The sequence below is a fragment of the Rhizobium sp. CF080 genome (assembly GCF_000282095.2).
GTDB lineage: Bacteria > Pseudomonadota > Alphaproteobacteria > Rhizobiales > Rhizobiaceae > Neorhizobium.
In genome coordinates this window covers 193,221-213,810 of sequence record NZ_AKKC02000011.1, presented here as the reverse complement: position 1 = coordinate 213,810, position 20,590 = coordinate 193,221, and the positions used below count along the sequence as shown (strand labels likewise).

19 protein-coding genes are annotated in these 20,590 nt (G+C 62.6%); 8 read left to right on the top strand and 11 right to left on the bottom strand.

Annotation, left to right across the window (positions count from 1 at the left end):
- Nucleotides 1–5: 5 nt before the first annotated feature.
- Genes PMI07_RS25045 through PMI07_RS25035 form a run of 3 tightly spaced genes read left to right on the top strand, consistent with a single transcriptional unit; the run spans nucleotide 6 to nucleotide 3,131 of the window.
- Nucleotides 6–1,034, top strand: coding sequence for a serine hydrolase domain-containing protein (locus PMI07_RS25045; protein WP_024164129.1), 1,029 nt, complete (start codon nucleotides 6–8; stop codon nucleotides 1,032–1,034).
- 13 nt (nucleotides 1,035–1,047) lie between these two features.
- Nucleotides 1,048–2,163 (top strand): anhydro-N-acetylmuramic acid kinase, encoded by a 1,116-nt coding sequence (locus PMI07_RS25040; protein ID WP_024164128.1) that lies wholly within the window; start codon nucleotides 1,048–1,050, stop codon nucleotides 2,161–2,163.
- 47 nt (nucleotides 2,164–2,210) lie between these two features.
- Complete coding sequence (locus PMI07_RS25035; protein ID WP_007754870.1) at nucleotides 2,211–3,131, top strand: DMT family transporter; 921 nt, start codon at nucleotides 2,211–2,213, stop codon at nucleotides 3,129–3,131.
- Here PMI07_RS25035 and PMI07_RS25030 read toward each other — a convergent pair.
- From PMI07_RS25030 to PMI07_RS24985, 10 genes are all read right to left on the bottom strand, one after another.
- Nucleotides 3,128–3,871 carry an ABC transporter permease gene (locus PMI07_RS25030; RefSeq protein WP_007754869.1) on the bottom strand — a complete coding sequence of 248 codons (744 nt, stop codon included), beginning with the start codon at nucleotides 3,869–3,871 and terminating at the stop codon, nucleotides 3,128–3,130. The two genes, PMI07_RS25035 and PMI07_RS25030, sit on opposite strands and share 4 nt — an antisense overlap.
- Complete coding sequence (locus tag PMI07_RS25025; protein WP_007754864.1) at nucleotides 3,868–4,806, bottom strand: ABC transporter ATP-binding protein; 939 nt, start codon at nucleotides 4,804–4,806, stop codon at nucleotides 3,868–3,870. The genes PMI07_RS25030 and PMI07_RS25025 overlap by 4 nt, the downstream gene beginning before the upstream one ends.
- Entirely contained in the window at nucleotides 4,803–5,969 is a 1,167-nt protein-coding gene (locus tag PMI07_RS25020) for an ABC transporter permease (protein WP_024164127.1), read from the bottom strand. Before PMI07_RS25020 ends, PMI07_RS25025 begins: the two co-directional genes overlap by 4 nt.
- A gap of 84 nt (nucleotides 5,970–6,053) precedes the next feature.
- Nucleotides 6,054–6,965: an ABC transporter substrate-binding protein gene (locus PMI07_RS25015; protein WP_037088308.1), complete on the bottom strand. Its 912-nt coding sequence runs from the start codon at nucleotides 6,963–6,965 to the stop codon at nucleotides 6,054–6,056.
- Between the two features lie 175 nt (nucleotides 6,966–7,140).
- Nucleotides 7,141–8,367, bottom strand: coding sequence for a glycosyltransferase family 87 protein (locus PMI07_RS25010; RefSeq protein ID WP_007764211.1), 1,227 nt, complete (start codon nucleotides 8,365–8,367; stop codon nucleotides 7,141–7,143).
- A 184-nt stretch (nucleotides 8,368–8,551) separates the two neighbouring features.
- Nucleotides 8,552–9,481 carry a galactose mutarotase-like enzyme gene (locus PMI07_RS25005; RefSeq protein ID WP_007764210.1) on the bottom strand — a complete coding sequence of 310 codons (930 nt, stop codon included), beginning with the start codon at nucleotides 9,479–9,481 and terminating at the stop codon, nucleotides 8,552–8,554.
- Nucleotides 9,482–9,511: 30 nt separating this feature from the next.
- Complete coding sequence (locus tag PMI07_RS25000; RefSeq protein WP_007764207.1) at nucleotides 9,512–10,387, bottom strand: SMP-30/gluconolactonase/LRE family protein; 876 nt, start codon at nucleotides 10,385–10,387, stop codon at nucleotides 9,512–9,514.
- A complete protein-coding gene (locus PMI07_RS24995) occupies nucleotides 10,384–11,586 on the bottom strand; it encodes a mandelate racemase/muconate lactonizing enzyme family protein (RefSeq protein WP_007764206.1) in 1,203 nt (400 codons plus the stop codon). Before PMI07_RS24995 ends, PMI07_RS25000 begins: the two co-directional genes overlap by 4 nt.
- A 24-nt stretch (nucleotides 11,587–11,610) precedes the next feature.
- A complete protein-coding gene (locus tag PMI07_RS24990; RefSeq protein ID WP_007764204.1) occupies nucleotides 11,611–12,525 on the bottom strand; it encodes a dihydrodipicolinate synthase family protein in 915 nt (304 codons plus the stop codon).
- Between the two features lie 25 nt (nucleotides 12,526–12,550).
- Nucleotides 12,551–13,219, bottom strand: coding sequence for a GntR family transcriptional regulator (locus PMI07_RS24985; protein ID WP_007764202.1), 669 nt, complete (start codon nucleotides 13,217–13,219; stop codon nucleotides 12,551–12,553).
- A 190-nt stretch (nucleotides 13,220–13,409) separates the two neighbouring features.
- Here PMI07_RS24985 and araD point away from each other — a divergent pair, with 190 nt between their 5' ends.
- Together araD and PMI07_RS24975 are read left to right on the top strand one after the other, a co-directional pair.
- Nucleotides 13,410–15,140: an L-arabinonate dehydratase gene (araD, locus tag PMI07_RS24980; RefSeq protein WP_007764200.1), complete on the top strand. Its 1,731-nt coding sequence runs from the start codon at nucleotides 13,410–13,412 to the stop codon at nucleotides 15,138–15,140.
- Nucleotides 15,141–15,183: 43 nt separating this feature from the next.
- Nucleotides 15,184–15,909, top strand: coding sequence for a ribonuclease activity regulator RraA (locus tag PMI07_RS24975; RefSeq protein WP_007764198.1), 726 nt, complete (start codon nucleotides 15,184–15,186; stop codon nucleotides 15,907–15,909).
- A gap of 49 nt (nucleotides 15,910–15,958) precedes the next feature.
- On the opposite strand, the gene PMI07_RS24970 is transcribed toward PMI07_RS24975, so the two are convergent.
- Nucleotides 15,959–17,203 (bottom strand): ROK family transcriptional regulator, encoded by a 1,245-nt coding sequence (locus PMI07_RS24970; RefSeq protein WP_007764196.1) that lies wholly within the window; start codon nucleotides 17,201–17,203, stop codon nucleotides 15,959–15,961.
- 329 nt (nucleotides 17,204–17,532) lie between these two features.
- On the opposite strand from PMI07_RS24970, the gene PMI07_RS24965 reads away from it, so the two are divergent.
- The 3 genes from PMI07_RS24965 to PMI07_RS24955 all read left to right on the top strand — a co-directional run bounded on the left by PMI07_RS24965 (nucleotide 17,533) and on the right by PMI07_RS24955 (nucleotide 20,556).
- Nucleotides 17,533–18,558: a sugar ABC transporter substrate-binding protein gene (locus PMI07_RS24965; protein WP_007764194.1), complete on the top strand. Its 1,026-nt coding sequence runs from the start codon at nucleotides 17,533–17,535 to the stop codon at nucleotides 18,556–18,558.
- 136 nt (nucleotides 18,559–18,694) lie between these two features.
- Nucleotides 18,695–19,759 carry an ABC transporter permease gene (locus PMI07_RS24960; RefSeq protein WP_007764192.1) on the top strand — a complete coding sequence of 355 codons (1,065 nt, stop codon included), beginning with the start codon at nucleotides 18,695–18,697 and terminating at the stop codon, nucleotides 19,757–19,759.
- 11 nt (nucleotides 19,760–19,770) lie between these two features.
- The gene (locus PMI07_RS24955; protein ID WP_037088305.1) at nucleotides 19,771–20,556 is read left to right on the top strand and encodes an ATP-binding cassette domain-containing protein; all 786 of its coding nucleotides are present in this window, start codon (nucleotides 19,771–19,773) and stop codon (nucleotides 20,554–20,556) included.
- The last annotated feature ends 34 nt before the right edge of the window (nucleotides 20,557–20,590 follow it).

Sequence of the window (20,590 nt, the reverse complement as noted above, 5' to 3'; positions counted from 1 at the left end):
TAACGATGACGGACGACAAAGCATCCGCCAATCCCGAACTTGCCGCCGTCTTCGAACGCGCCTTCGCCCCGCTCGCGACGGCCGTAAGCGACAAGCGCATCCCCGGCGGCGTGCTCGGCATTGTCGACCTGAAACACGGCCGTTTGGCCCGCGCCATCGGCTCGGCGCAGGTCGTTCCCACCACGCGTCCGATGACCCTGGACATCTGGTTCGATCTCGCCTCGCTCACCAAGGTGATCTTCACCACCACCCGTATCCTGAAGTTCGCCGACGAAGGCACGATCGATCTCGACGCGCCGCTCACCACCCTGCTGCCGGATCTGCGCCAGTACAATGCCGAGGCCTGGGAGCGGAAGATCACCTTCCGCCAGTGCCTCGGCCACCAGACGCCGTTTCCGGGCGTCGAGCCGATCTATACCTATGGCCGCGATCCGGACCTGCTGCGCGCCTTCATCCTGCAGCGCGAATGGGAGGCCGGCCCGCCGGTCTATTCCGACATCAATTTCATCCTGCTCGGCTTCGCGCTGGAACGGCTGACGAAGAAGACGCTCCGTGACCTCGATCCCGGCCAAGGCTTCGCCTGGTCCGCCGATCCGGAACATTCGGCCGCGACCGAAGACTGCACCTGGCGGCACCGGGTTCTGTCCGGTGAAGTCCATGACGACAATTGCTCGGCGCTGCAGGGTTCCGGCCATGCCGGCTTGTTCGGCACCGTGACCTCGGTTCTCGATTTCGCAAAAGGCATGCTCGACGGCACCGGCGCCTCCAAAGAGGCCATCGCATTGATACGTGCGCCGCTCTCCAACCGCCGCACCCATGGCTGGGAACATCCCTATGCCGACTGGTGGGGCGGCACGACATGCAGCGCCGCCACGATCGGCCATACCGGTTTCACCGGTACCAGCCTGCTGATCGATTTCGACAGGGGCCGCGCCGTGACGCTGCTTACCAACCGCATTCATCCGACCCGCCATTTCGACAGCGGCATCCTCGCCTTGCGGCAGGCGGTCGGCAATCTCGTCTACCAGTCTTGAGAGGAGCTAGACCATGGAGCCAATCTGGGCCGTCGGCCTGATGACCGGAACCGTTCTCGACGGCAATATCGACGTGGCGCTCCTGAAGACCGACGGCGAGACGATCGAGACTTTTGGCGCCTATACGCTCGCCCCCTACCCGCCGGTGATCCGCACTCTGCTGGAGGAAACGCTGGCGCAGGCCCGCGTCTGGAATTTCGAAGGACCAGATCCCGCGATCTTCCGCGAGGCAGAACAGGCACTGACGAAGGCGCAGTCCTACGCCGTCAAGCAACTCGTCGAAAGCACCGGGCTCACCATGGCGGATATCGGCATCGTCGGCTTCCACGGCCAGAGCGTCCTGCATCGCGCGCCGACCAAGGACAGGCTCGGCGATACCCGCCAGCTTGGCGATGGCGAGCTGATGGCCTCGATCCTCGGCACCAAGGTCGCTTACGACTTCCGCTCGGCGGACGTCCGCGCCGGTGGCCAGGGCGCGCCGCTTGCCGCGGCCTACCATTCCGCTCTGCTGCGCGGCGTCGATACGAGCGGCGATACGGCCGTCCTCAATCTCGGCGGCGTCGCCAATATCACCTGGTGGGACGGCGAGGATCTGGTGATCGCCTTCGACACCGGCCCGGCCAACGCGCCGCTCAACGATTTCATCAAGGCGCGCGGCCTCGGCGAGATGGACCGCAACGGCGCGCTCGGCGCTTCCGGCAAGGTCGATGAGGAGCGCCTCGCCAAGCTTCTTGAACATCCCTATCTCGCAGCACCCTACCCGAAATCGCTCGATCGTTTCGACTTCACCGCCGCCATGGCAGATGGCCTCGACGACGCCACCGGCGCGGCAACGCTTTCGGCCTTCACGGCCTCTGCGGTCGGCAAGGCGCTCGATCTGCTGCCCCACCGGCCGAAGCGGCTGATCGTCAGCGGCGGCGGCCGTCATAATCCGACGATCATGTCGATGATCGAAAGCCGTGCCGGCGTCAAAGCCGTTTCCGCCGATACGCTCGGCTGGCGAGGCGATGCGGTCGAGGCGGAATGTTTTGCATTCCTCGCGGTGCGCGTGCTGCGCGGCATGCCGATCAGCTTTCCGACCACGACCGGCGCACCGAAGCCGATGCTGGGTGGACGGCTCGCTGGCTGACCGGCCATCACATCGCAATTTCAGGGTCGGGGGGACTCTTAGACACCATGGACAAAAGAGCCTCTTCCGCCTTCGGCGCCAATGCCGCACTGGCCGGCGTCCTGCTGTTTCTGCTCGGCGCCTTCATGTTCTCGCTCAACGACGCCATGGGCAAGTGGCTGGTCGCAAGCTTTTCGGTCGGCCAGGTCCTGGTGATCCGCTCGTTCGGGGCCGTCTTCATCCTTGGCCCGATGATCGCCCGCCAGCCGATATCGGCCCTGTACAAGGTCGAGCGGATGCCGCTGCAGGTGCTGCGCGTGCTGTTCGCCACCGGAGATCTGGCACTGTTCTACGCCGCCGTCGCCTACCTGCCGCTCGCCGACGTGATGACCTTCTACATGGCGGGGCCGATCTATGTGGCGGCCCTTTCGCATTTCCTGCTCGGCGAACGGATCGGCTGGCGGCGGTGGCTCGCCGTTCTCATCGGATTCGTCGGCGTGGTGATTGCGCTTCGCCCCTCGTCGGAAATGCTCGCATGGCCTTCGGTCTTCGGCCTCGTCGGCAGCCTGTCCTTCGCGCTCACCCTGGTGCTGAACCGTCGGCTGCGCGCCACGACTGATGCAACACTCGTCACCTGGCAGACGATTGCCGGCCTGATCGCCGGAATTTTCCTCAGCATCGGCCAGTGGAGCCCGTTCAATGTCGGCGAATTGCTGGCGCTGCTGCTGCTCGGCGTCGTCGCCTGCATCGCCCATCTCCTGATCACCCGCTCATTGAAGCTCGCGCCGGCCTCCGTGCTGGCGCCGCTGCAATATACGCTACTGGTCTGGGCGGTCATTCTCGGCTGGCTGTTTTTCGGTGACCTGCCGGATGCGCAGACCTGGATCGGCGCCGGCATCATCGTCATCGCCGGACTGTTCATCTTCCACCGCGGCAACCTGAAACAGGATGCGGAACCGGTCGTGCCGACCGATTCCAGCCACGGTTAGGCCGAGCCCGTCCGGCGGGTAAGCATGGACTCGACAGCCGAGAGCCCATCATAGATCAGCACGGCCAGCGCCCCGACGATCAGGCCGCCCTGCAGCACGAAGGCGAGGTTGTTGGACTGCAGCCCGGCGATGATCACCTCGCCGAGCGTCTTTGCAGCAACCGTCGAGCCGATCGTCGCGGTCGCGAGACTGATCACCACCGAAAGCCGGACGCCCGCAACGATGATCGGCAGAGACAATGGCAGTTCCACCTGGATGAGCCGCTGGAAAGGGGTCATACCGGAACCACGCGCCGCCTCCATCACCGATCGTGGAAGGTTGGTGAGGGCCGTCAGCGTATTCTCGAAGATTGGCAGCAGGCCATAAAGAAAAAGCGCGATTAGCGTCGGCTTCTCGCCGAAACCGACAGCCGGAACGGCAAGTGCCAACACCGCGACCGGCGGAAAGGTTTGGCCGATATTCACCAGGCTGCGGGACAGCGCCAGAAATTCGGCACCAAAAGGCCTTGTCACAAGGATCGCCAGAAGCACGGCGATGATCGTCGCGGCCAGCGTTGCGATAAAGACCGTCCGCAAATGCAGGAGCGTCAGACTGAGCAGGCTGCCCTGATTGTAGATCGCCGGTGCGTTCGGCTGCACGAGCGGCTTCAGCAGCGGTTCAAAATTATCCGGCGACACCAGGAAGGCGATCAGCACCACAAGCAAAAGGCCGCGCAGGATAGTCGGCACCCAAGCCCTCATCGCTGCCTCGCGGCGCGCTTGAGGATAGCCTCGAGGGTCACCCGCCCCATCGGCGCTCCGCTCCTGGAAATGACGGGAAGTGCATCCCGCCCGCTCCAGATCAGATCGGCAAGCGCCTCCTGCTGGCTCCTGTCCTCCCCGATCGGCACGCCTTCCGCCTCGCCCGGCTCCGCCGCAGCGCCAGTCGTTGCAATCGAAAGCAACCGGAACGGCCGCTCCGCGTCGCCGATCAGCGTTTCGACGAACGGCGTGGCCGGTGCCCGCACCAGTTCGGCCGGCGGCCCGTATTGCACCACCCTGCCCTTGTCCATCACCGCGATCTTGTCGGCGAGATGAAAGGCTTCGTTCATGTCGTGGGTGACGAGCACGATGGTCGTGCCGAAATGTTTCTGGATCGCCAGAAGATCCTCCTGCGCCTTGGCACGGATGATCGGGTCGAGCGCCCCGAAGGGCTCGTCCATCAGCAACACATATGGCTCGGCGGCAAGCGCGCGCGCCACGCCGACGCGCTGCTGCTGGCCGCCGGAAAGCTCGTGCGGATAACGCGGCCCGAACGTCTTCGGCTCCAGCTGGAAGAGCGTCAGCAATTCCTCGACCTTGGCGTCGATACGGGCCTTCGTCCACCCGAGCAGGCCAGGCACGGTCGCGATGTTCTGTGCCACCGTGCGGTGCGGGAAAAGTCCGTGCCCCTGGATGGCGTAACCGATCCGCCGCCGCAATTCGTAACCGGGGATCGACCGATTGTCCTCGCCATCGAGCCGGATGGCGCCCTCGCTCGCCTCCACCAGCCGGTTGATCATCCGGATCAGCGTCGTCTTGCCCGAACCGGACGTGCCGACGACGACCGTCACGGTGCGCGGTTCGATCACCATCGAGACGTTGTCGACGACGGTGACGCCGTCATAGCGCTTGGTAATGGCGTCGATCTCGATCATGCGGATCTGGCTCCGTTGGGGACGCGGGAGTTCATTTCGATCAGCGCATCAAGGACGACGGCTGAGGCAAAGGCGAGCGCCACGGTCGGTACGGCGCCGAGCAGTACCAGGTCCATGGCAGTCTGGCCGATGCCCTGGAAGACGAAGACGCCGAAACCGCCGCCGCCGATCAATGCCGCAATCGTCGCCATGCCGATATTCTGAACGAGCACGATGCGGATCGCCGTCAAAATGACCGGCAGCGCCAGCGGAAACTCGACCTTGAACAGCCGCTGGCGACCGGTCATGCCGATGCCGCGGGCCGCATCATTGGCCTCGCGCGGCACGCCGGCAAGCCCGACGACCGTATTGGCGACGACCGGCAACAGCGAATAGAGGAACAGCGCCACGAAGGCCGGGGCCACCCCGATGCCGCGAATGCCGATCGCCGCGGCCCCGGGCACATTGGTGGCGATCCAGCCGAGCGGCGCAATCAGCAGGCCGAACAGCGCGATCGAGGGGATGGTCTGGACGAGGTTCAACGTGTTGAGCACGCCGTCCCTGAGCGGTGCCACCCGATGACAGAGAATGCCGAGCGGCAGCCCGACCAGGACGGCGGCGAAAAGCGAACCGAGCGCCAGTTCCACATGCTTGCCCGCTTCGACCCAGAAAACGTCGGCGCGGCCGGAATATTCCTTCATGATCGAGAGCCCGTCCCACCTCCCCGACATCAGCAGCGCGCCAATGCTGAGCCCCGCCAGGATCAGAAACAGGACGCGCATCCCCGGCGGCGGATCGAGCCGCGTGATCGCGTCGGCAGCCAGAAGCGCGAAGGCGAACAGCAGGATCCAGAAGCCGGAGGCGGGTGAGACACGGGCATAGGTATTGGCGGCCGGCGTCAGAAATGTCGCTGCATATCCGATCGAAAGGGTCAGTGCCGTCAGCGCCGCGACGGCGGCAATCAGCTTGATCCAGGGGGAAGTGCGAAAGAGGGCTACGGCAATCGCGACCACGAGCACGCCGACCAGCCCCCAGCCCGCCCAGGCCGGCAGCGATTGCAGCATCGATTCAGCCTGCCCCTGCACGATGCGGTTGGGCTTGAGCGTCGCGAAGGCCGACCAGAGCACGCCATAGGCGGCAAGGAGGGCGATGACGATGCCGAGCTTGTCGAACCGAACTCTCAAACCGCCCCCTGCCTTACGACTGATAAAAAAGCCGGGCGTTCGAGCGCCCGGCCCATGTTGACACGAAACCACGCCGAAAAGGAATTACTTCAGGAAGCCATTCTTCTTGAGAAAGTCCTCGGCAACTGCCTTGGCCGGCTCGCCGCCGACCTGCACACGGCCGTTGAGATCCTGCAGGGTGACGAGATCGAGCTTGGCGAAGACCGGCTTCAGCACCGCCTCGATGGTCGGGTTTTTCTTGAGCGCCTCCTCGCGGATGATCGGGGTCGGCTGGTAGACCGGCTGAACGCCCTTGTCGTCTTCGAGAACCACCAGGCCAGAAGGCGCGATGCCGCCGTCGGTGCCGTAGACCATCGCAGCGTTGGCGTTGTTGGTCTGGTTGGCGGCAGCGGCGATGGTTGCAGCCGTATCGCCGCCGGAAAGCGTGATCAGCTGGTCGGGCTTCAGCTTGAAGCCGTAGGTGGTCTGGAAGGCCGGCAATGCGGCCGCCGAATTGACGAATTCAGACGACGCCGCCAGGACGATCTTGCCGCCGCCGGCAACATATTTGCCGAAGTCGGTCAGCGTCTTCAGCTTGTTGGTATCCGCGACATCCTTGCGCACAGCGATCGCCCAGGTGTTGTTGGCCGAAGACGGCGCCAGCCAGACGATCTTGTTGGCGTCGTAATCGAGCTTCTTGACCGCTTCATAGGCCTTCTGCGGGTTCTTCCACGCCGGATCGTCGCCCTTTTCGAAGAAAAAGGCGCCATTACCCGTATATTCCGGATAGATGTCGATCTCGCCGGCGGTGATCGCCTTGCGCACGACCGGCGTCGCACCGAGCTGGATACGGTCGGTGGCCTGGATGTTGTTGGCCTTCAGCATCGCGAGGATGATGTTGCCGAGCACGCCGCCTTCCGTATCGATCTTGGAAGAGACGACGACCTGGGCATTGGCCATGGTGGCCGAAACGCCAAGCGCAAAAGCAATGCCCAAAAGCTTATTTTTCAAAGACATGACAGAATTTCCCTCCGGATCGCCGGCCGACGCGTTGGACTTGGCCTGGAACACATAAAAGCCAAGGTTATGTAGGGCAGATTGGCGAATGTGCGAGTTCTGGAAGCGCCCGTCGAGCAAATATTTTGTGCGCTGCGAATAGCGGTTGATCTGGCCTCCTGGAACACACGCCAGCTTATGCCGTGCCGAGGAATGATCCATCCTTGACTGATCCTGCCCTCAGGAGCCTCAGATGGAGAAATGCGCAAAGCCCGAGCATTGCCAGTGAGAACAAGTAACTGCCCGGCGCGTGGACAGCCATATCCGGAAGCCTCATGACGCCGGTCACGATATGCCCCCGGAACACCAGCGCCATCACCGCGAGATTCGCCCACAGCCAACCTCGTCCGACATGGATCAGCAACGCGGGCAGGATCAGCAGGTCGTAGCGGTGCTGAGGAATGAGAAGCATGGTCCAGGCCAGCAACAGAACGAGACTGAATGTCGGAGACATCCGCCCCGGGTTTCGCCAGCTGAACCAGCCGAGGATCATGCCGAGAAGCCCCGCGCCGATGGCAAGCACGATGCCGGAGACGGAAATCCCGAACCAGTGCATCAGCAGATTGCGCAGCCCTGTGACCTCCAGCGGGCCATTGACGTCGAACTTGGTATATTGCGCGATGCCTTCGAAATATCCCGTGAAAGTCTCAACCGTTCCACCTGCAAGAAAAGCCGGCACCGACGCCACGAGCGCGATACCGCCTGCCAGCAGCATCGGGACGCGCAGCCGGGGCACCGCAGCCGCATAACCTATGAAGGGCAAGGCGAGGCTCAGTTTCATGCTGAGCAGGACGAGAGCCACGACCACAGCCCAGTTCTTCTGGCGCAGAACGCCATAGAAAAACAGGACGACGGCCAGAAACAGGAAGGCCGAAAACTGGCCGATGGTGAAGTTGATCGAACCCGGCTGGGACGTCACGGCCCAGAGAAGCAGGACCGCCCAGAGCAGCCGCTTCCAGCCGCGTCCCTCTTCAGATCTGAGCGAGACCACCAGCGCGGTTCCGACAACAAGTGCCGCAACCGAAAGCATGCGCCAGACAAGCAGCGCGGTATCGAAACCAAGTCCCGCCAGCGGGCGCGACAGGAGCCAGGTATGAGGCGAATAGAACCAGCCGTTGATTGCTTCAAAGCCAAATTCGGCGCGAACCCGGACGTTGAAATCGGCGCCGTAAGGGTTCTCTCCCATGGCCCACAGCTTTCCCGCCGCCCAGAAATGCCAGAAATCCCCGGCGACATCCTGGCTCATCGCCAGGCGCACCACATAAGCCAGGCACAAGATCAGCGTCAGCGCCGCAAGGATAAACCCGCCGACGCGAGAGGCCAGATGCGCCTCGATCTCATTGAGGCGAAAACTTTTCAACATGAGATACCCCGAGCCCCGTCCATCAAAGATGCACGGGATGGTCTCAGAGTTCTTCTGGCCCCGCAAGACAAGCAGGCTTCAAGTTTAACTGCGATGAACCTGTTCGTAATGCTTATTTACTACGCCGAATGTTTGGATTTTCTCGGAGGATTACGCCCGCATAATTCAAAAGGTCTTCACCCTCTCATCCCTTTGGAGGCGTCTCGGCACCAGCGACCTCAGGCGAGCCGCACCGCAAGGTCATGGAGCCCTCGATCGTCTCGCCGGGAGCCAACCATGCGAGATCCCCGTAGCCCGCCAGTTCGCGTCGATTATGAACGTCCGGAACGTGACTGACGGGTTCGACGCAAAGGATGGGCCGATCGTCCGGCACATAGACATGCAGGTTGGTCAGTACGCCGGTCGCCGAAAGCGTCATGCTGACCCCGGCCTGCCTCCACTCGACGACTGCCCGCCGCGACGCCCATCCTGCAAAATGTCCGTCGAACCAGGGCATCGTCGAGGTGTCGAGGCCATGGGCGAAAGGAGGGCCGTTATCGGCTGGGACAGGTCCGGCCGGGAAGCCTCGCTGATCTCGGCCGAAACCGGTCTCTGCGTCGAACCTCAGCCAGGTATCCTCATCCTTCCGGAACCAGGGATGAAAACCCATGCCGTAGGGAAGCGCCCGATCCGCGGTATTGGTCAAGATCAACGTCAGTTTAGCACCATCCGGGCCGATCGAGATATGCTGCACCAGCCGATAGGCGAACGGGATAGACTCGTGGGCGAAGTCGTCGACCAGGGTCAGCGTGCTTTCCGTCGCCTCGGTGACCTGCCAGGCCCTGTCGCGGGAAAATCCGTGGAGCGCCATGTTCTGCTCCGGCCGGTTGACCGGAACTTCGACCGGGCCGTCGGGGCTCGGGAAGCGACCGGCATCGAGCCGGTTGGCAAACGGCACCATGACGAAGGATCCACCGGTCAGGGCGACCTGCGCCGGCGGACAGGAATGCAGGATCTCGAACCAGTCGCCATCCGGCTTCCGCCACCGAAAGGAGGTGAGGCTCGCACCGTGGGCGGCATCGACAACCAGTTCGCAACGGCCCGACTTGAGCCTGTAGATGGAATCGTCAGTCATCGATCTTGTTTGCCTTGTCGAAGCTCACGGTCAAAATCCTTTCATGCGCGCGATCGGCGCCCCTGCGACCGGCGACGATGCGACCAGCACGGCGCCACTCAAAGGATATGCCTGCAATCTCTCCGGCGAAAGATAGCGGTGCGAGGTGATCAGTAGCGTCTTCAGGTCGGGACCGCAGAAACACGGCATGGTCGGCGTCGCAACCGGCAGCGGATATTTGTCGACTAGCTCCCCTTCTGACGAATATCGGTTGAGACATCCGGCCGAAACGCCGGCGCTCCAGTAGAAGCCGTTGATGTCAGTCGCGCCACCATCCGGCCGCCCGTCCGCTTCACCGGGCGCGGCGATCCGAATACCTTCGCCCATCTCACACGTCGCCGCATCGAAATCATGCCGCTCGATCCACTGGCCGCCTGAATCCGAATGATACATGCTGGTGCCATCCGGCGACCAGGCAAGCCCGTTTGAAATCAGAAGTCCGCTCTTCTTGCGGACGAGGTTTCCATCCGCACCAATGCGGTAAAGCGAACAGACCGGCTGTCGCTCCGGCCGCTGGTCGGTCGTGCCGACCCAGAAGGCGCCGTCAGGTCCCACCTTGCCGTCGTTGAGCCGATTGGTTTCAAGCTCTCCTTCGAGATGCGCGAGCGTCTGGCGCTCACCGGTCTCGGGATCGAAGAGGATAATCTCGCGCGTCAGCGACACGACCAGCCTGCCGCTTTCGCAGAGCCCGACCGAACAGACATTCGTGCCGAGAACCCACTCGTCGACCTGGCCCTCGCCAAGTCGGATCGCCAGCAATCGGCCGGTCGGGATATCGCAGAGAAAGACGAGATTGCGTCTTTCGTCCCAGACGGGGCTTTCGCCAAGCCCGAGACTGAGCCCTCCGAGCGGCTCGAAGCGTATCACAGGTCGCTGACCTTGGTGGTGCGGCGGATGACGTCGGGATTGTCGAGAACGTAGTCGCTGAGTTCCAGCCCGAGGCCCGCTCCCTCGAACGGATAAATCTGGCCATTCTCGATACGCGGCATGACCGTGACGAGATCGCGGTACCAGGTCGAGTAATAGGCCCGTACGGACTCCTGGAACACCGCATTCGGAGCGTTGAGCGCCAGATGGATCGAGGCGGTGAACACGACCGGGCCGGTGCAGTCATGCGGCGCGATCGGCCGCTGGAAGGCTTCCGCCATGGTGGCGATCTTCTTCGCTTCGCTCAAGCCCCCGCACCAGGAAATGTCGAGCATGACATAGTCGACGGCATTCTTGCGCAGGAGTTCTACGAACTGGGCGCGGGTCGCGAGCGTCTCGCTGGCGCAGACCGGCAGGCCGGAACGCTGCGCGTAGATCGTCAGCGCTTCGGTGTCCTGCATCTTGATCGGGTCTTCCATCCAAAAGGGGCGGAATTCCTTGATCTCGCGGGCGATCGCCAATGCGGAAGGCAGATCCCACATCGAATGCAGCTCGACCATCACTTCCATTTTGTTGCCGACGGCGTCGCGGATCTTGCGGAACGGCTCAAGCCCTTTTTCGAGGTCATCCCGGTGAATGAAGTTCCCACCGCTGGCGACCGCAAAGGGATCGAGCGGCCAGATCTTCATGGCGGTGATGCCTTCGGACAGCAGGCTTTCGGCGAGCGCCCCCGCATCGTTGGTGAAGGCGACCTGATCGTCATAGGGACCCTGAGGCTTGTCGGCATCACCGATGTAACGGCGTGAACCTCGGCTGTTATAGGAATAGCCGGCGCAGGTATTGTAGGTGCGGATCGAACGCCGCGACAGGCCGCCGAGAAGCTGGTGGATCGGCTGGTTCGTGACCTTGCCAAAGATGTCCCAGAGGGCGATGTCGACGGCGGATGCCGCGCGGATTTCGACGCCGGAGGAGCGGAAGCCCACATAGGTCTCGGTCAGCTGCTTGGAAATCCGGTCGATCTCCAGCGGATTCTTGCCGATCAGCGCCGGCGCGACCTCCGCATGCAGATAGGTCGCGACGGCATCCGCCCCCCGAAAGGTCTCGCCGAGGCCGATGACGCCTTCGTCGGTATGGATGCGAAGCCAGATGATATTGTTCAGGCTGGGAAGTTGAACGGTTTCGAGCGCAGTGATTTTCATGGGTCTATCCGGATGAACGCGGGGTCAATGAGCAGCAGCGACAGGCTCCCAGCCTTTCAGAATTTGTTCGAGGTGATTGCGGTCGGCGACATCGAGCGCCGGCAGGCCCGGCAGACGCACCGGTCCGAGGTTTTCGCCACGCAAAGCCAAAGCCTCCTTGACGACCGTGACATTGGCGCCGTTGTTGAACTTGGTGCGCAGCATTTCAAAGCCGGCAATTTTGGCGACCATCGCCCGCGTCCTGGCATAGTCGCCCGCCTCGAGCGCATGCCAGATCGCCAGCGACCGGGCCGGATCGATATTGACGAGGCCGGACGTGAACCCCTTGGCGCCGAGCGCGTAAAAAGGTGCCGCCCAGCCCTCGGCGAGGCCGCAGATCCAGACCGCATCCGTACCCTCGGTCGCCCGCACGCATTCGGAAAACAGCATCATGTCGGTCGAGGCGAACTTGACGCCGGCAATGTTTGGATGGGTCGCGATGCGGGCGAGGTCGTCGACGGCGATCGTATTGGACCGCACATAGGCGACGAGCGGCAGTTCCGAAGCCTCGGCGATGGCGATGAAATAGTCGGCCTGCGAGCGGGGTGCAGCGAATGGATCGAGCGGGTGATGGACCATCACACCCTGAGCGCCTTCCCGCTTGGCCGCCTTGGCGGTCGCGATCGCTTCGCCGACCGAACGACCGGCAGCGGCGGTGACCACCGTCTTGCCCTCGACAGCCGCAACGCAGATCGATTGCAGGCGAAGGACCTCCTCGTGCTGGAGGCTGTAGAACTCGCCGGTATTGCCGCCACTGACGATATTGTGAATGCCCGCATCGGCAATCCGCCGAATGATCTTGCCGGTCAACCGAGGCTCGATCGCCCCCTTGTTGTCATAGGCGGTCACGTGGACGCCCGAAATGCCCGTGAGGACGCGCTTGTAGTCGCGGATATTCATGTCCGTTTCCCTCATTCCCGACTTGCTACACCCGGAGGAGATGCTTCTCGCCCGAGCGAATGACGTGGTCGCGCATCAGCCGCTCGGCGAGATCAGGCTCGCGGGCAGCGATCGCGTTGGCGATGGCCTCATGCTCCTCGACCGCCAGGAAGCGCTCCCGCTCCTCCGACAGCACGCTGAGACGGGCCGCATGGGTGTAGATGTTCTGGCCGCCCTGCAGGCGACGCAGATAGCTGCAACCGGATGCTTCATGGATAACGTTGTGGAAGCGCTCGTTGAGAGCGATGAGCTGCAGCACGTCCACCGTCTCGAGGCCGGCCCGCATCTCGACGATGAGCGCGCGCATCAGGGCCACATCCTCATCCTTCACCCGCTTGGCGGCCTGGCGAGCGATCATGCTTTCAAGCGCGGCCCGCGCCAGCATCATCTCTTCCGCCTGGCCGGCATTGAAGGTGATGTAGATCCCGCGGCGGGGCTCCGATCGCACCAACCCTTCGGACTCGAGTACGCGCAAGGCCTCCTTGAGCGGCGTCGTGCTGATGCCTAGCTGGCTAGCGAGGTGGCGCTCGTTGAGCTTTTCGCCACCCTTCAGGCGGCCCGCAAGAATGGCATCGCGCACCAGGCCATAGACGTGGTCACGCAGGCTTTTCAGAAAAACCGGCTCCACTGGCAGAAGCGCATCATCGCCGCCCATTCACATCCTCCATCCTCGTCTCGGCGCTGATCTAGCATTTGAAATTTGATATATCAAGGAGGAAATCTGAAACTTGATATATCAATTTCTCCGAAGCCTGTTTAAGTTGGCGCCGGGCGGGAGGAGCTCCGCCCCCGTGATCGAGGCATGATCGATTCCGGAATGATGGCAGGATTTCTGGAAGAGAAGCATGACAAAGGAAGCAGCCGATCTCCGCAGCGCACGCTGGTTCGCGCCGGATGATCTCCGTTCGTCGGGACATCGCTCCCGCATGATGCAGATGGGTTTTGATGAGAAGGATTGGGGCAAGAAACCGATCATCGCCATCCTCAATACCTGGTCCGACCTCAACGCCTGCCACGCCCATTTCAAGGATCGCGTCGAGCACGTGAAGCGCGGCGTCCTGCAGGCGGGCGGTTTCCCGGTCGAGCTGCCGGTGCAGTCACTGTCCGAAAGCGCGCTGAAGCCCACATCCATGCTTTATCGCAATTTCCTCGCCATGGAGGCGGAAGAGCTGCTGCGTGCTCATCCGGTCGACGGCGCGGTGCTGATGGGCGGTTGCGACAAGACCACCCCTGCCCTGGTGATGGGCGCTATAAGCGCCGGTTTCCCGATGATCTTCCTGCCCGCCGGTCCGATGCTGCGTGGCAATTACAAGGGCGAATGGCTGGGCTCCGGCTCGGATGCCTGGAAATACTGGGACGAACGCCGCGCCGGCACGATTTCCGAGGAACAATGGACCGGCGTCGAAGAAGGCATTGCCCGCTCCTACGGCCATTGCATGACCTTCGGCACCGCCAGCACCATGACCGCGATCGCCGAAGCGCTCGGCCTCACCCTGCCCGGTGCCAGTTCCATTCCCGCCGCCGACGCCAACCACATCCGCATGAGCACCCGCTGCGGCCGACGGATCGTCGAAATGGTCTGGGACGACCTGACACCCGACAAGATCATCACGCCCGACGCGGTCCACAATGCCACGACGGTCGCCATGGCGACCGGCTGTTCCACCAATGCCGTTGTCCATCTCCTGTCGATGGCGCGCCGCGCCGGCGTTCCGCTGACATTGGACGATCTCGACAAGGCGGGACGCACCACCCCCGTCGTCGCCAACATCCGTCCCTCAGGCGACAAGTATCTGATGGAAGACTTCTATTACGCCGGCGGCCTGCGCGCCCTGATGGCGGAGATCAAGGATCTCCTGAAGCTCGACGCCATGACCGTCAGCGGTTTCCCGCTCGGCGAGACGCTGAAAGGCGCCGAAGTCTACAACAGCGACGTCATCCGCCCGCTGTCGAACCCGATCTATCATGAGGGTTCCCTGGCGGTCCTCAAGGGCAACCTCGCCCCGGACGGCTGCGTCATGAAGCCTTCCGCCTGCGAGCCGCGGCTGCGGGCGCACGAAGGCCCTGCCCTCGTCTTCGACAGTTATCCGGAAATGAAGGCGATGATCGACCGCGAGGACCTCGACGTCACCGCCGATCACGTGCTGATCCTGCGCAATGCCGGCCCGAAGGGCGGACCCGGCATGCCGGAATGGGGCATGCTGCCGATCCCGAAGAAGATCCTGAAACAGGGTTATCGAGATATGCTGCGTATTTCCGATGCCCGCATGTCCGGCACGAGCTACGGCGCCTGCATCCTGCATGTGGCGCCGGAGGCCCATATCGGCGGCCCACTGTCGCTGGTGCGCACCGGCGACATCATCCGCGTCGATCTGCCGAACCGTTCGATCGACATGCTGGTGGACGAGGAAACGCTCGCCAAGCGCCGCGCCGAATGGGTGGCGCCCGCCGACAAGTACGAACGCGGCTACGGCTGGATGTTTTCCAAGCATATCAAGCAGGCCAATGAAGGCTGCGACTTCGACTTCCTCGAACGGGAGTTCGGCGCCACCGCCGGCGAGCCCGACATTTTCTGACCCCCGCTATTCCCGATCCCAGGTATTTCTGAGTGGAGACCCCATGACCGACTACGTTCTTTCCGAAACCACGCGCAAGAAATACGAGGGAATCAGTTGCGCGACGATCTGCACCGCGCTCTTCAAGCGCGGATTGCGCAACCAGTTCATCCAGGATGTCCGGCCGCTCTCCCAGAAGCCTAAAAACATGGTCGGCCAGGCCTTCACCCTACGTTACATCCCGGCACGCGAAGACCTGAACCAGCTTTCGGTGTTCCAGAACCCGCAACATCCGCAGCGCGCCGCCGTCGAGCAATGCCCGCCGGGTCATGTCATGGTCATGGACAGCCGCAAGGACCCGCGCGCCGCCTCCGCCGGCTCCATCCTCGTGTCGCGCCTGATGCTGCGCGATGTTGCCGGCGTCGTCACCGATGGCGGTTTTCGCGACAGCCCCGAGATCGCCGAACTCGGCATCCGCGCCTATCACAACCGCCCGTCCGCCCCGACCAACCTCACCCTCCACCAGGCGCTCGACATCAACGTGCCGATCGGCTGCGGCGATGTTGCCGTCTGGCCGGGCGACGTTGTGGTCGGAGACAATGAGGGCGTCGTCATCGTCCCCGCGAATATCGCCGACGAGATCGCCGACGAGGCGGTCGAGATGACTGCGTTCGAGGATTTCGTCACCGAGGAAGTGCTGAACGGCCGCTCGATCATCGGCCTCTATCCGGCGACCAAGGAAGAGACCAAGACCGATTTCGCCCGTTGGCGCCAGGCGAAGGGCCGCTGAGGCGCTGATCCCGCTGATCCCAACAAACGGCGCCGTTCCTGACAGCGGCTTACGAACCTGCGGGCATTTCCCGCAGATCCTTGAAAAGTACGCTCTGGTCGGTGAGATATTTGGCAAAGATCGGCAGGCTGGCGCCGCCGATCGCCCGCGCCTGGGAGCCAACCATTCCCTCGATGATATCGGGGATGATGACGCCCTGAAGGTCGAGCCGCGCCACCGCCTCGATAGTCGAGGCGACGATCCGTCGCCGGACCCAGGCCGGAAAACCGCCATCGATCACCGCCGCGCCAAAATCGATGATCGACGCTGCCGCAACGATCGCCTGGGCAAGTGCGTTCGCGGTCTGCCGAATCCATAGATCGAGCGGTTCGCCGAAATCGATCCAGTCGTTGGCGGAATACCAGAGCGGCTGCGGATCGATGTTCCGTTCCTTCAGAAGATTCTCCAGAACGAAGATCGAAGCGATATCCAGCAACTGGCGCGTCTCGCCATCCTTGCCGCGCACGGGGAGCGGCCCCACCGCACCGGCGGTTCCGGTCCGGCCGGAGAAGATCGCCGAATTGAGGACGATCCCGCCGCCGATGAACGAGCCGATGAAGAAATACACGAAATCCGGATAGGATGGGCCAACCCCGAACACCAGTTCGGCACCACAGGCACTGGTCGCGTCATTCTGCAGATAGACCGCGTGCGGGACCCGGCTGGCGATTTCCGCCTGCAGATCGATCCCGCGCCAGATCTCCATCGCCCCTTGCGGAGCGCCCACCTCCTCGGCCCAGTTCCAGAGTTCGAACGGTGCGGCGATCCCGATCCCGGCGATACGGCCACGCTGCACCTCGTTCAACTGGCCTTCCAGCCGCGTTATGCCGGAGGTGATGATCTCGATTATGTTCGCGGGAAGTGGATAGGCATAGGTTTCGTGATATTGCAGCCGGATATCGCCGACGAAGTCCATCAGCACGAGGTCGGCGCTGCGTCGGCCGATCTTCACGCCGAACGAATAGACCGCATCAGGATTGAGGCGCATCGGCACCGAAGGCTGCCCCACCCGGCCGCGAACCGGCTCCCCGCGCAACAGAAGGCCGTCCTTTTCGAGCGCCCGCATGATGACAGAGACGGTCTGGGCCGAAAGCCCGCTGCGGCGGGTAATATCCGCCTTCGACATGGAGCCGTTCAGACGCACCAGCGAAAGCACGAGCCGCTCGTTATAGGCCCTCACCCGCACCTGATTTGAACCGCCGGTGAAATTGCCCAGCAGCGCATGGCCTTGCGCCATACTATCTGAAACCGACATTGGCTTGTTCCTCCCAGAAGCCTCGAATCGACAGGGCCGCCTATTCAGGAATGCGGGTATCTTTTTGATATCCAGCAACAAACGGCAAGGCACGCCGCACACAGATCGTCGAATTTCGAACCTCCGCTCTGCCAAACTATGGCACGACAAATAAATAATTCAATCGGAATTAATTATTGACAGGCTATTTCAACTCGTTCTTAATTAGACGTGTAAGGGCACAGGACGGCTTAGGAGGAGGCGCCTGTCGAACTCGGTGGCACCGGTGCCCATTCATATGTCTGAACATTGGTCCGCATGGCGGACAGTCTTAACTCTGGGAGGAGACCATGAAGAAATCCGTATTGTCCGCCGCATTTGGCGCCCTCGTCCTGGGCGTCGCGTTTTCCGCCCCTGCCAAGGCCGCAGACGTGTCCGCCTGCCTGATCACCAAGACCGACACCAATCCCTTCTTCGTCAAGATGAAGGAAGGTGCCTCGGCCAAGGCCAAGGAACTCGGTGTGACGCTGAAATCCTATGCCGGCAAGATTGACGGCGACAGCGAAAGCCAGGTCGCAGCGATCGAAAGCTGCATCGCCGACGGCGCCAAGGGCATTCTCATCACCGCTTCCGACACCAAGGGCATCGTGCCGACCGTCAAGAAGGCCCGTGATGCCGGCGTCCTCGTCATCGCGCTCGACACTCCGCTCGACCCGATCAATTCGGCCGACGCCACCTTCGCCACCGACAATCTTCTTGCCGGCAAGCTGATCGGCCAGTGGGCCAAGGAAACCATGGGCGACAAGGCCAAGGATGCCAAGGTCGGCTTCCTTGACCTGACCCCGGATCAGCCGACGGTCGACGTTCTGCGCGACCAGGGCTTCATGATCGGCTTTGGCATCGACCCCAAGAACCCCGACAAGATCGGTGACGAAACCGACAAGCGCATCGTCGGCCACGACGTGACCAACGGCAACGAGGAAGGCGGCCGCAAGGCCATGGAAAACCTCCTCCAGAAGGACCCCGGCATCAACGTCATCCACACGATCAACGAGCCCTCCGCCGTCGGCGCCTACCAGGCTCTGAAAGCCGTCGGACTGGAAAAGAACGTGCTGATCGTTTCCGTCGACGGCGGTTGCCCGGGCGTCAAGTCCGTCAAGGATGGCCAGATCGGCGCCACCTCGCAGCAATATCCGCTGCTGATGGCATCGCTCGGCATCGAGGCGATCAAGAAGTTCGCCGACACCAAGGAAAAGCCGAAGCCGACCGAAGGCAAGTCGTTCTTCGACACCGGCGTTTCGCTGGTCACCGACAAGCCGGTCTCCGGCGTCAAGTCGATCAGTGTCAAGGAAGGCACCGACAAGTGCTGGGGCTGATCCCCTGACCTGCATCCGGCCGGGGCGAAAGCTCCGGCCGTTCCGACCAGACTTTACAAGTCCTTTCGACCAGACCGGCCGAAGACCGGTCCAAACCTACGCTTCGTAGATGGGTCAGACAGGCGGAGGAGGAAACATGAGCGGTATACAGGAGTTCGAGCGCGCGCTCGACGGCAGCGACAAGAATGTCGCTTCCTTCGAACACCAGAACATCTCCCCATTGAAGCGTGCCCAGCATTTCCTGCACTCGACGCCAGCTGCCGTGCCGCTGATCGTGCTGGTGCTTTCGATCATCGTCTTCGGACTGGCGATCGGCGGACGGTTCTTCTCGTCCTACACGCTGACGCTGATCCTGCAGCAGATTGCCGTGGTCGGCATTCTCGGATCGGCGCAGACGCTGGTTATCCTGACCGCCGGCATCGACCTTTCGATCGGCGTGGTGATGGTCATCTCTGCTGTCATCATGGGCAATTTCGCCGTCACCTATGGCCTGCCGACGCCGATCGCAATCCTCGCCGGCATGGTGACCGGCGGGCTCTGCGGGTTCTTCAACGGCTTTCTCGTCGCGATCGTCCGGTTGCCGCCGTTCATCGTCACGCTCGGTTCGTGGAACATCGTCATGGCGACGAATTTCATCTACTCCGCCAACCAGACGATCCGCGACGCCGACGTGGATGCAAGCGCGCCCCTCCTGCATCTCTTCGCCATCAACTTCAGGTTCGGCAACGCCATCCTCACCCTCGGCGTCATCTCCATGGTCTTGCTCGTCGGCATCCTCTGGTACGTGCTGAACCACACCGCGTGGGGCCGGCATGTCTATGCCGTCGGCGACGATCCGGAAGCTGCCAAGCTTTCCGGCATCCAGACCCGCAAGGTGCTCCTGAGCGTCTACACGATCGCCGGCGTTATCGCCGCCTTTGCCGCCTGGGTCTCGATCGGCCGCAACGGTTCCGTCTCGCCCTCCGCCGCGGTGACTGACTATAACCTGCAGGCCATTACCGCGACGGTGATCGGCGGCATCTCTCTCTTCGGTGGGCGCGGATCGATTCTCGGCACGCTGTTCGGCGCCATGCTTGTCGGCGTCGTGTCGATGGGACTGAACATGCTCGGCGCCGACCCCCAATGGAAAGTCATGCTGACCGGCTGGCTCATCATCGCCGCCGTCGCAATCGACCAGTGGATCAGAAAGGCAGGCGTCTGATGGAACCGACCATGCAGCCAAATGTGGAACCCATCCTGTCCGCCCGCGGCCTTTTCAAGCGCTACGGCCGCGTGACTGCCCTCGACGACGCGGATTTCGACCTGTATCCGGGAGAAATCCTTGCCGTCATCGGCGACAACGGCGCCGGCAAATCCTCGCTCATCAAGGCGGTTTCCGGCGCCATCCGCCCCGACGGCGGCGAGATCAAGCTGGAAGGCCAGGTGGTGAATTTCAGGTCGCCGCTCGAAGCCCGCGACGCCGGCATCGAGACCGTCTACCAGAACCTGGCGCTCTCGCCGGCACTGTCGATCACCGACAACATGTTCCTTGGCCGCGAAATCCGCAAGCCGGGCTTCATGGGCACGGTGCTGCGCAAACTCGATCATAGGGCGATGGACAAGTTTGCCCGGGAAAAGCTCACCGAACTCGGGCTGATGACGATCCAGAACATCAACCAGGCCGTCGAGACCCTGTCAGGCGGCCAGCGCCAGGGCGTCGCGGTGGCACGTGCTGCAGCGTTCGGCTCCAAGGTCATCATTCTCGACGAACCGACTGCGGCACTCGGCGTCAAGGAAAGCCGGAAAGTTCTGGAGCTCATCCTCGACGTGCGCTCGCGCGGCATCCCGATCGTGCTCATCTCGCACAACATGCCGCACGTGTTCGAAGTGGCCGACCGCATCCACATCCATCGGCTTGGACGACGGCTCACCGTCATCAACCCGAAGGACTATACGATGTCCGACGCGGTCGCCTTCATGACCGGCGCCAAGGCGCCCGCCCAGTCGGTCGCGGCGTAACAGTCACCTCGATCAAGCCGCTGCCCGGTCGCCC

Excerpts from the sequence above, each read along its gene's own strand:
- PMI07_RS24990 (WP_007764204.1), bottom strand. The coding sequence starts at position 12,525 with ATGAATATCCGCGACTACAAGCGCGTCCTCACGGGCATTTCGGGCGTC.
- PMI07_RS24970 (WP_007764196.1), bottom strand. The coding sequence starts at position 17,203 with ATGTCGGTTTCAGATAGTATGGCGCAAGGCCATGCGCTGCTGGGCAAT.
- PMI07_RS25045 (WP_024164129.1), top strand. The coding sequence starts at position 6 with ATGACGGACGACAAAGCATCCGCCAATCCCGAACTTGCCGCCGTCTTC.
- PMI07_RS25025 (WP_007754864.1), bottom strand. The coding sequence starts at position 4,806 with ATGATCGAGATCGACGCCATTACCAAGCGCTATGACGGCGTCACCGTC.
- PMI07_RS24985 (WP_007764202.1), bottom strand. The coding sequence starts at position 13,219 with ATGGGCGGCGATGATGCGCTTCTGCCAGTGGAGCCGGTTTTTCTGAAA.
- PMI07_RS25035 (WP_007754870.1), top strand. The coding sequence starts at position 2,211 with ATGGACAAAAGAGCCTCTTCCGCCTTCGGCGCCAATGCCGCACTGGCC.
- PMI07_RS24965 (WP_007764194.1), top strand. The coding sequence starts at position 17,533 with ATGAAGAAATCCGTATTGTCCGCCGCATTTGGCGCCCTCGTCCTGGGC.
- araD (WP_007764200.1), top strand. The coding sequence starts at position 13,410 with ATGACAAAGGAAGCAGCCGATCTCCGCAGCGCACGCTGGTTCGCGCCG.
- PMI07_RS25040 (WP_024164128.1), top strand. The coding sequence starts at position 1,048 with ATGGAGCCAATCTGGGCCGTCGGCCTGATGACCGGAACCGTTCTCGAC.
- PMI07_RS25030 (WP_007754869.1), bottom strand. The coding sequence starts at position 3,871 with ATGAGGGCTTGGGTGCCGACTATCCTGCGCGGCCTTTTGCTTGTGGTG.
- PMI07_RS24995 (WP_007764206.1), bottom strand. The coding sequence starts at position 11,586 with ATGAAAATCACTGCGCTCGAAACCGTTCAACTTCCCAGCCTGAACAAT.
- PMI07_RS24955 (WP_037088305.1), top strand. The coding sequence starts at position 19,771 with ATGCAGCCAAATGTGGAACCCATCCTGTCCGCCCGCGGCCTTTTCAAG.
- PMI07_RS25005 (WP_007764210.1), bottom strand. The coding sequence starts at position 9,481 with ATGACTGACGATTCCATCTACAGGCTCAAGTCGGGCCGTTGCGAACTG.
- PMI07_RS25015 (WP_037088308.1), bottom strand. The coding sequence starts at position 6,965 with ATGTCTTTGAAAAATAAGCTTTTGGGCATTGCTTTTGCGCTTGGCGTT.
- PMI07_RS24960 (WP_007764192.1), top strand. The coding sequence starts at position 18,695 with ATGAGCGGTATACAGGAGTTCGAGCGCGCGCTCGACGGCAGCGACAAG.
- PMI07_RS24975 (WP_007764198.1), top strand. The coding sequence starts at position 15,184 with ATGACCGACTACGTTCTTTCCGAAACCACGCGCAAGAAATACGAGGGA.
- PMI07_RS25010 (WP_007764211.1), bottom strand. The coding sequence starts at position 8,367 with ATGTTGAAAAGTTTTCGCCTCAATGAGATCGAGGCGCATCTGGCCTCT.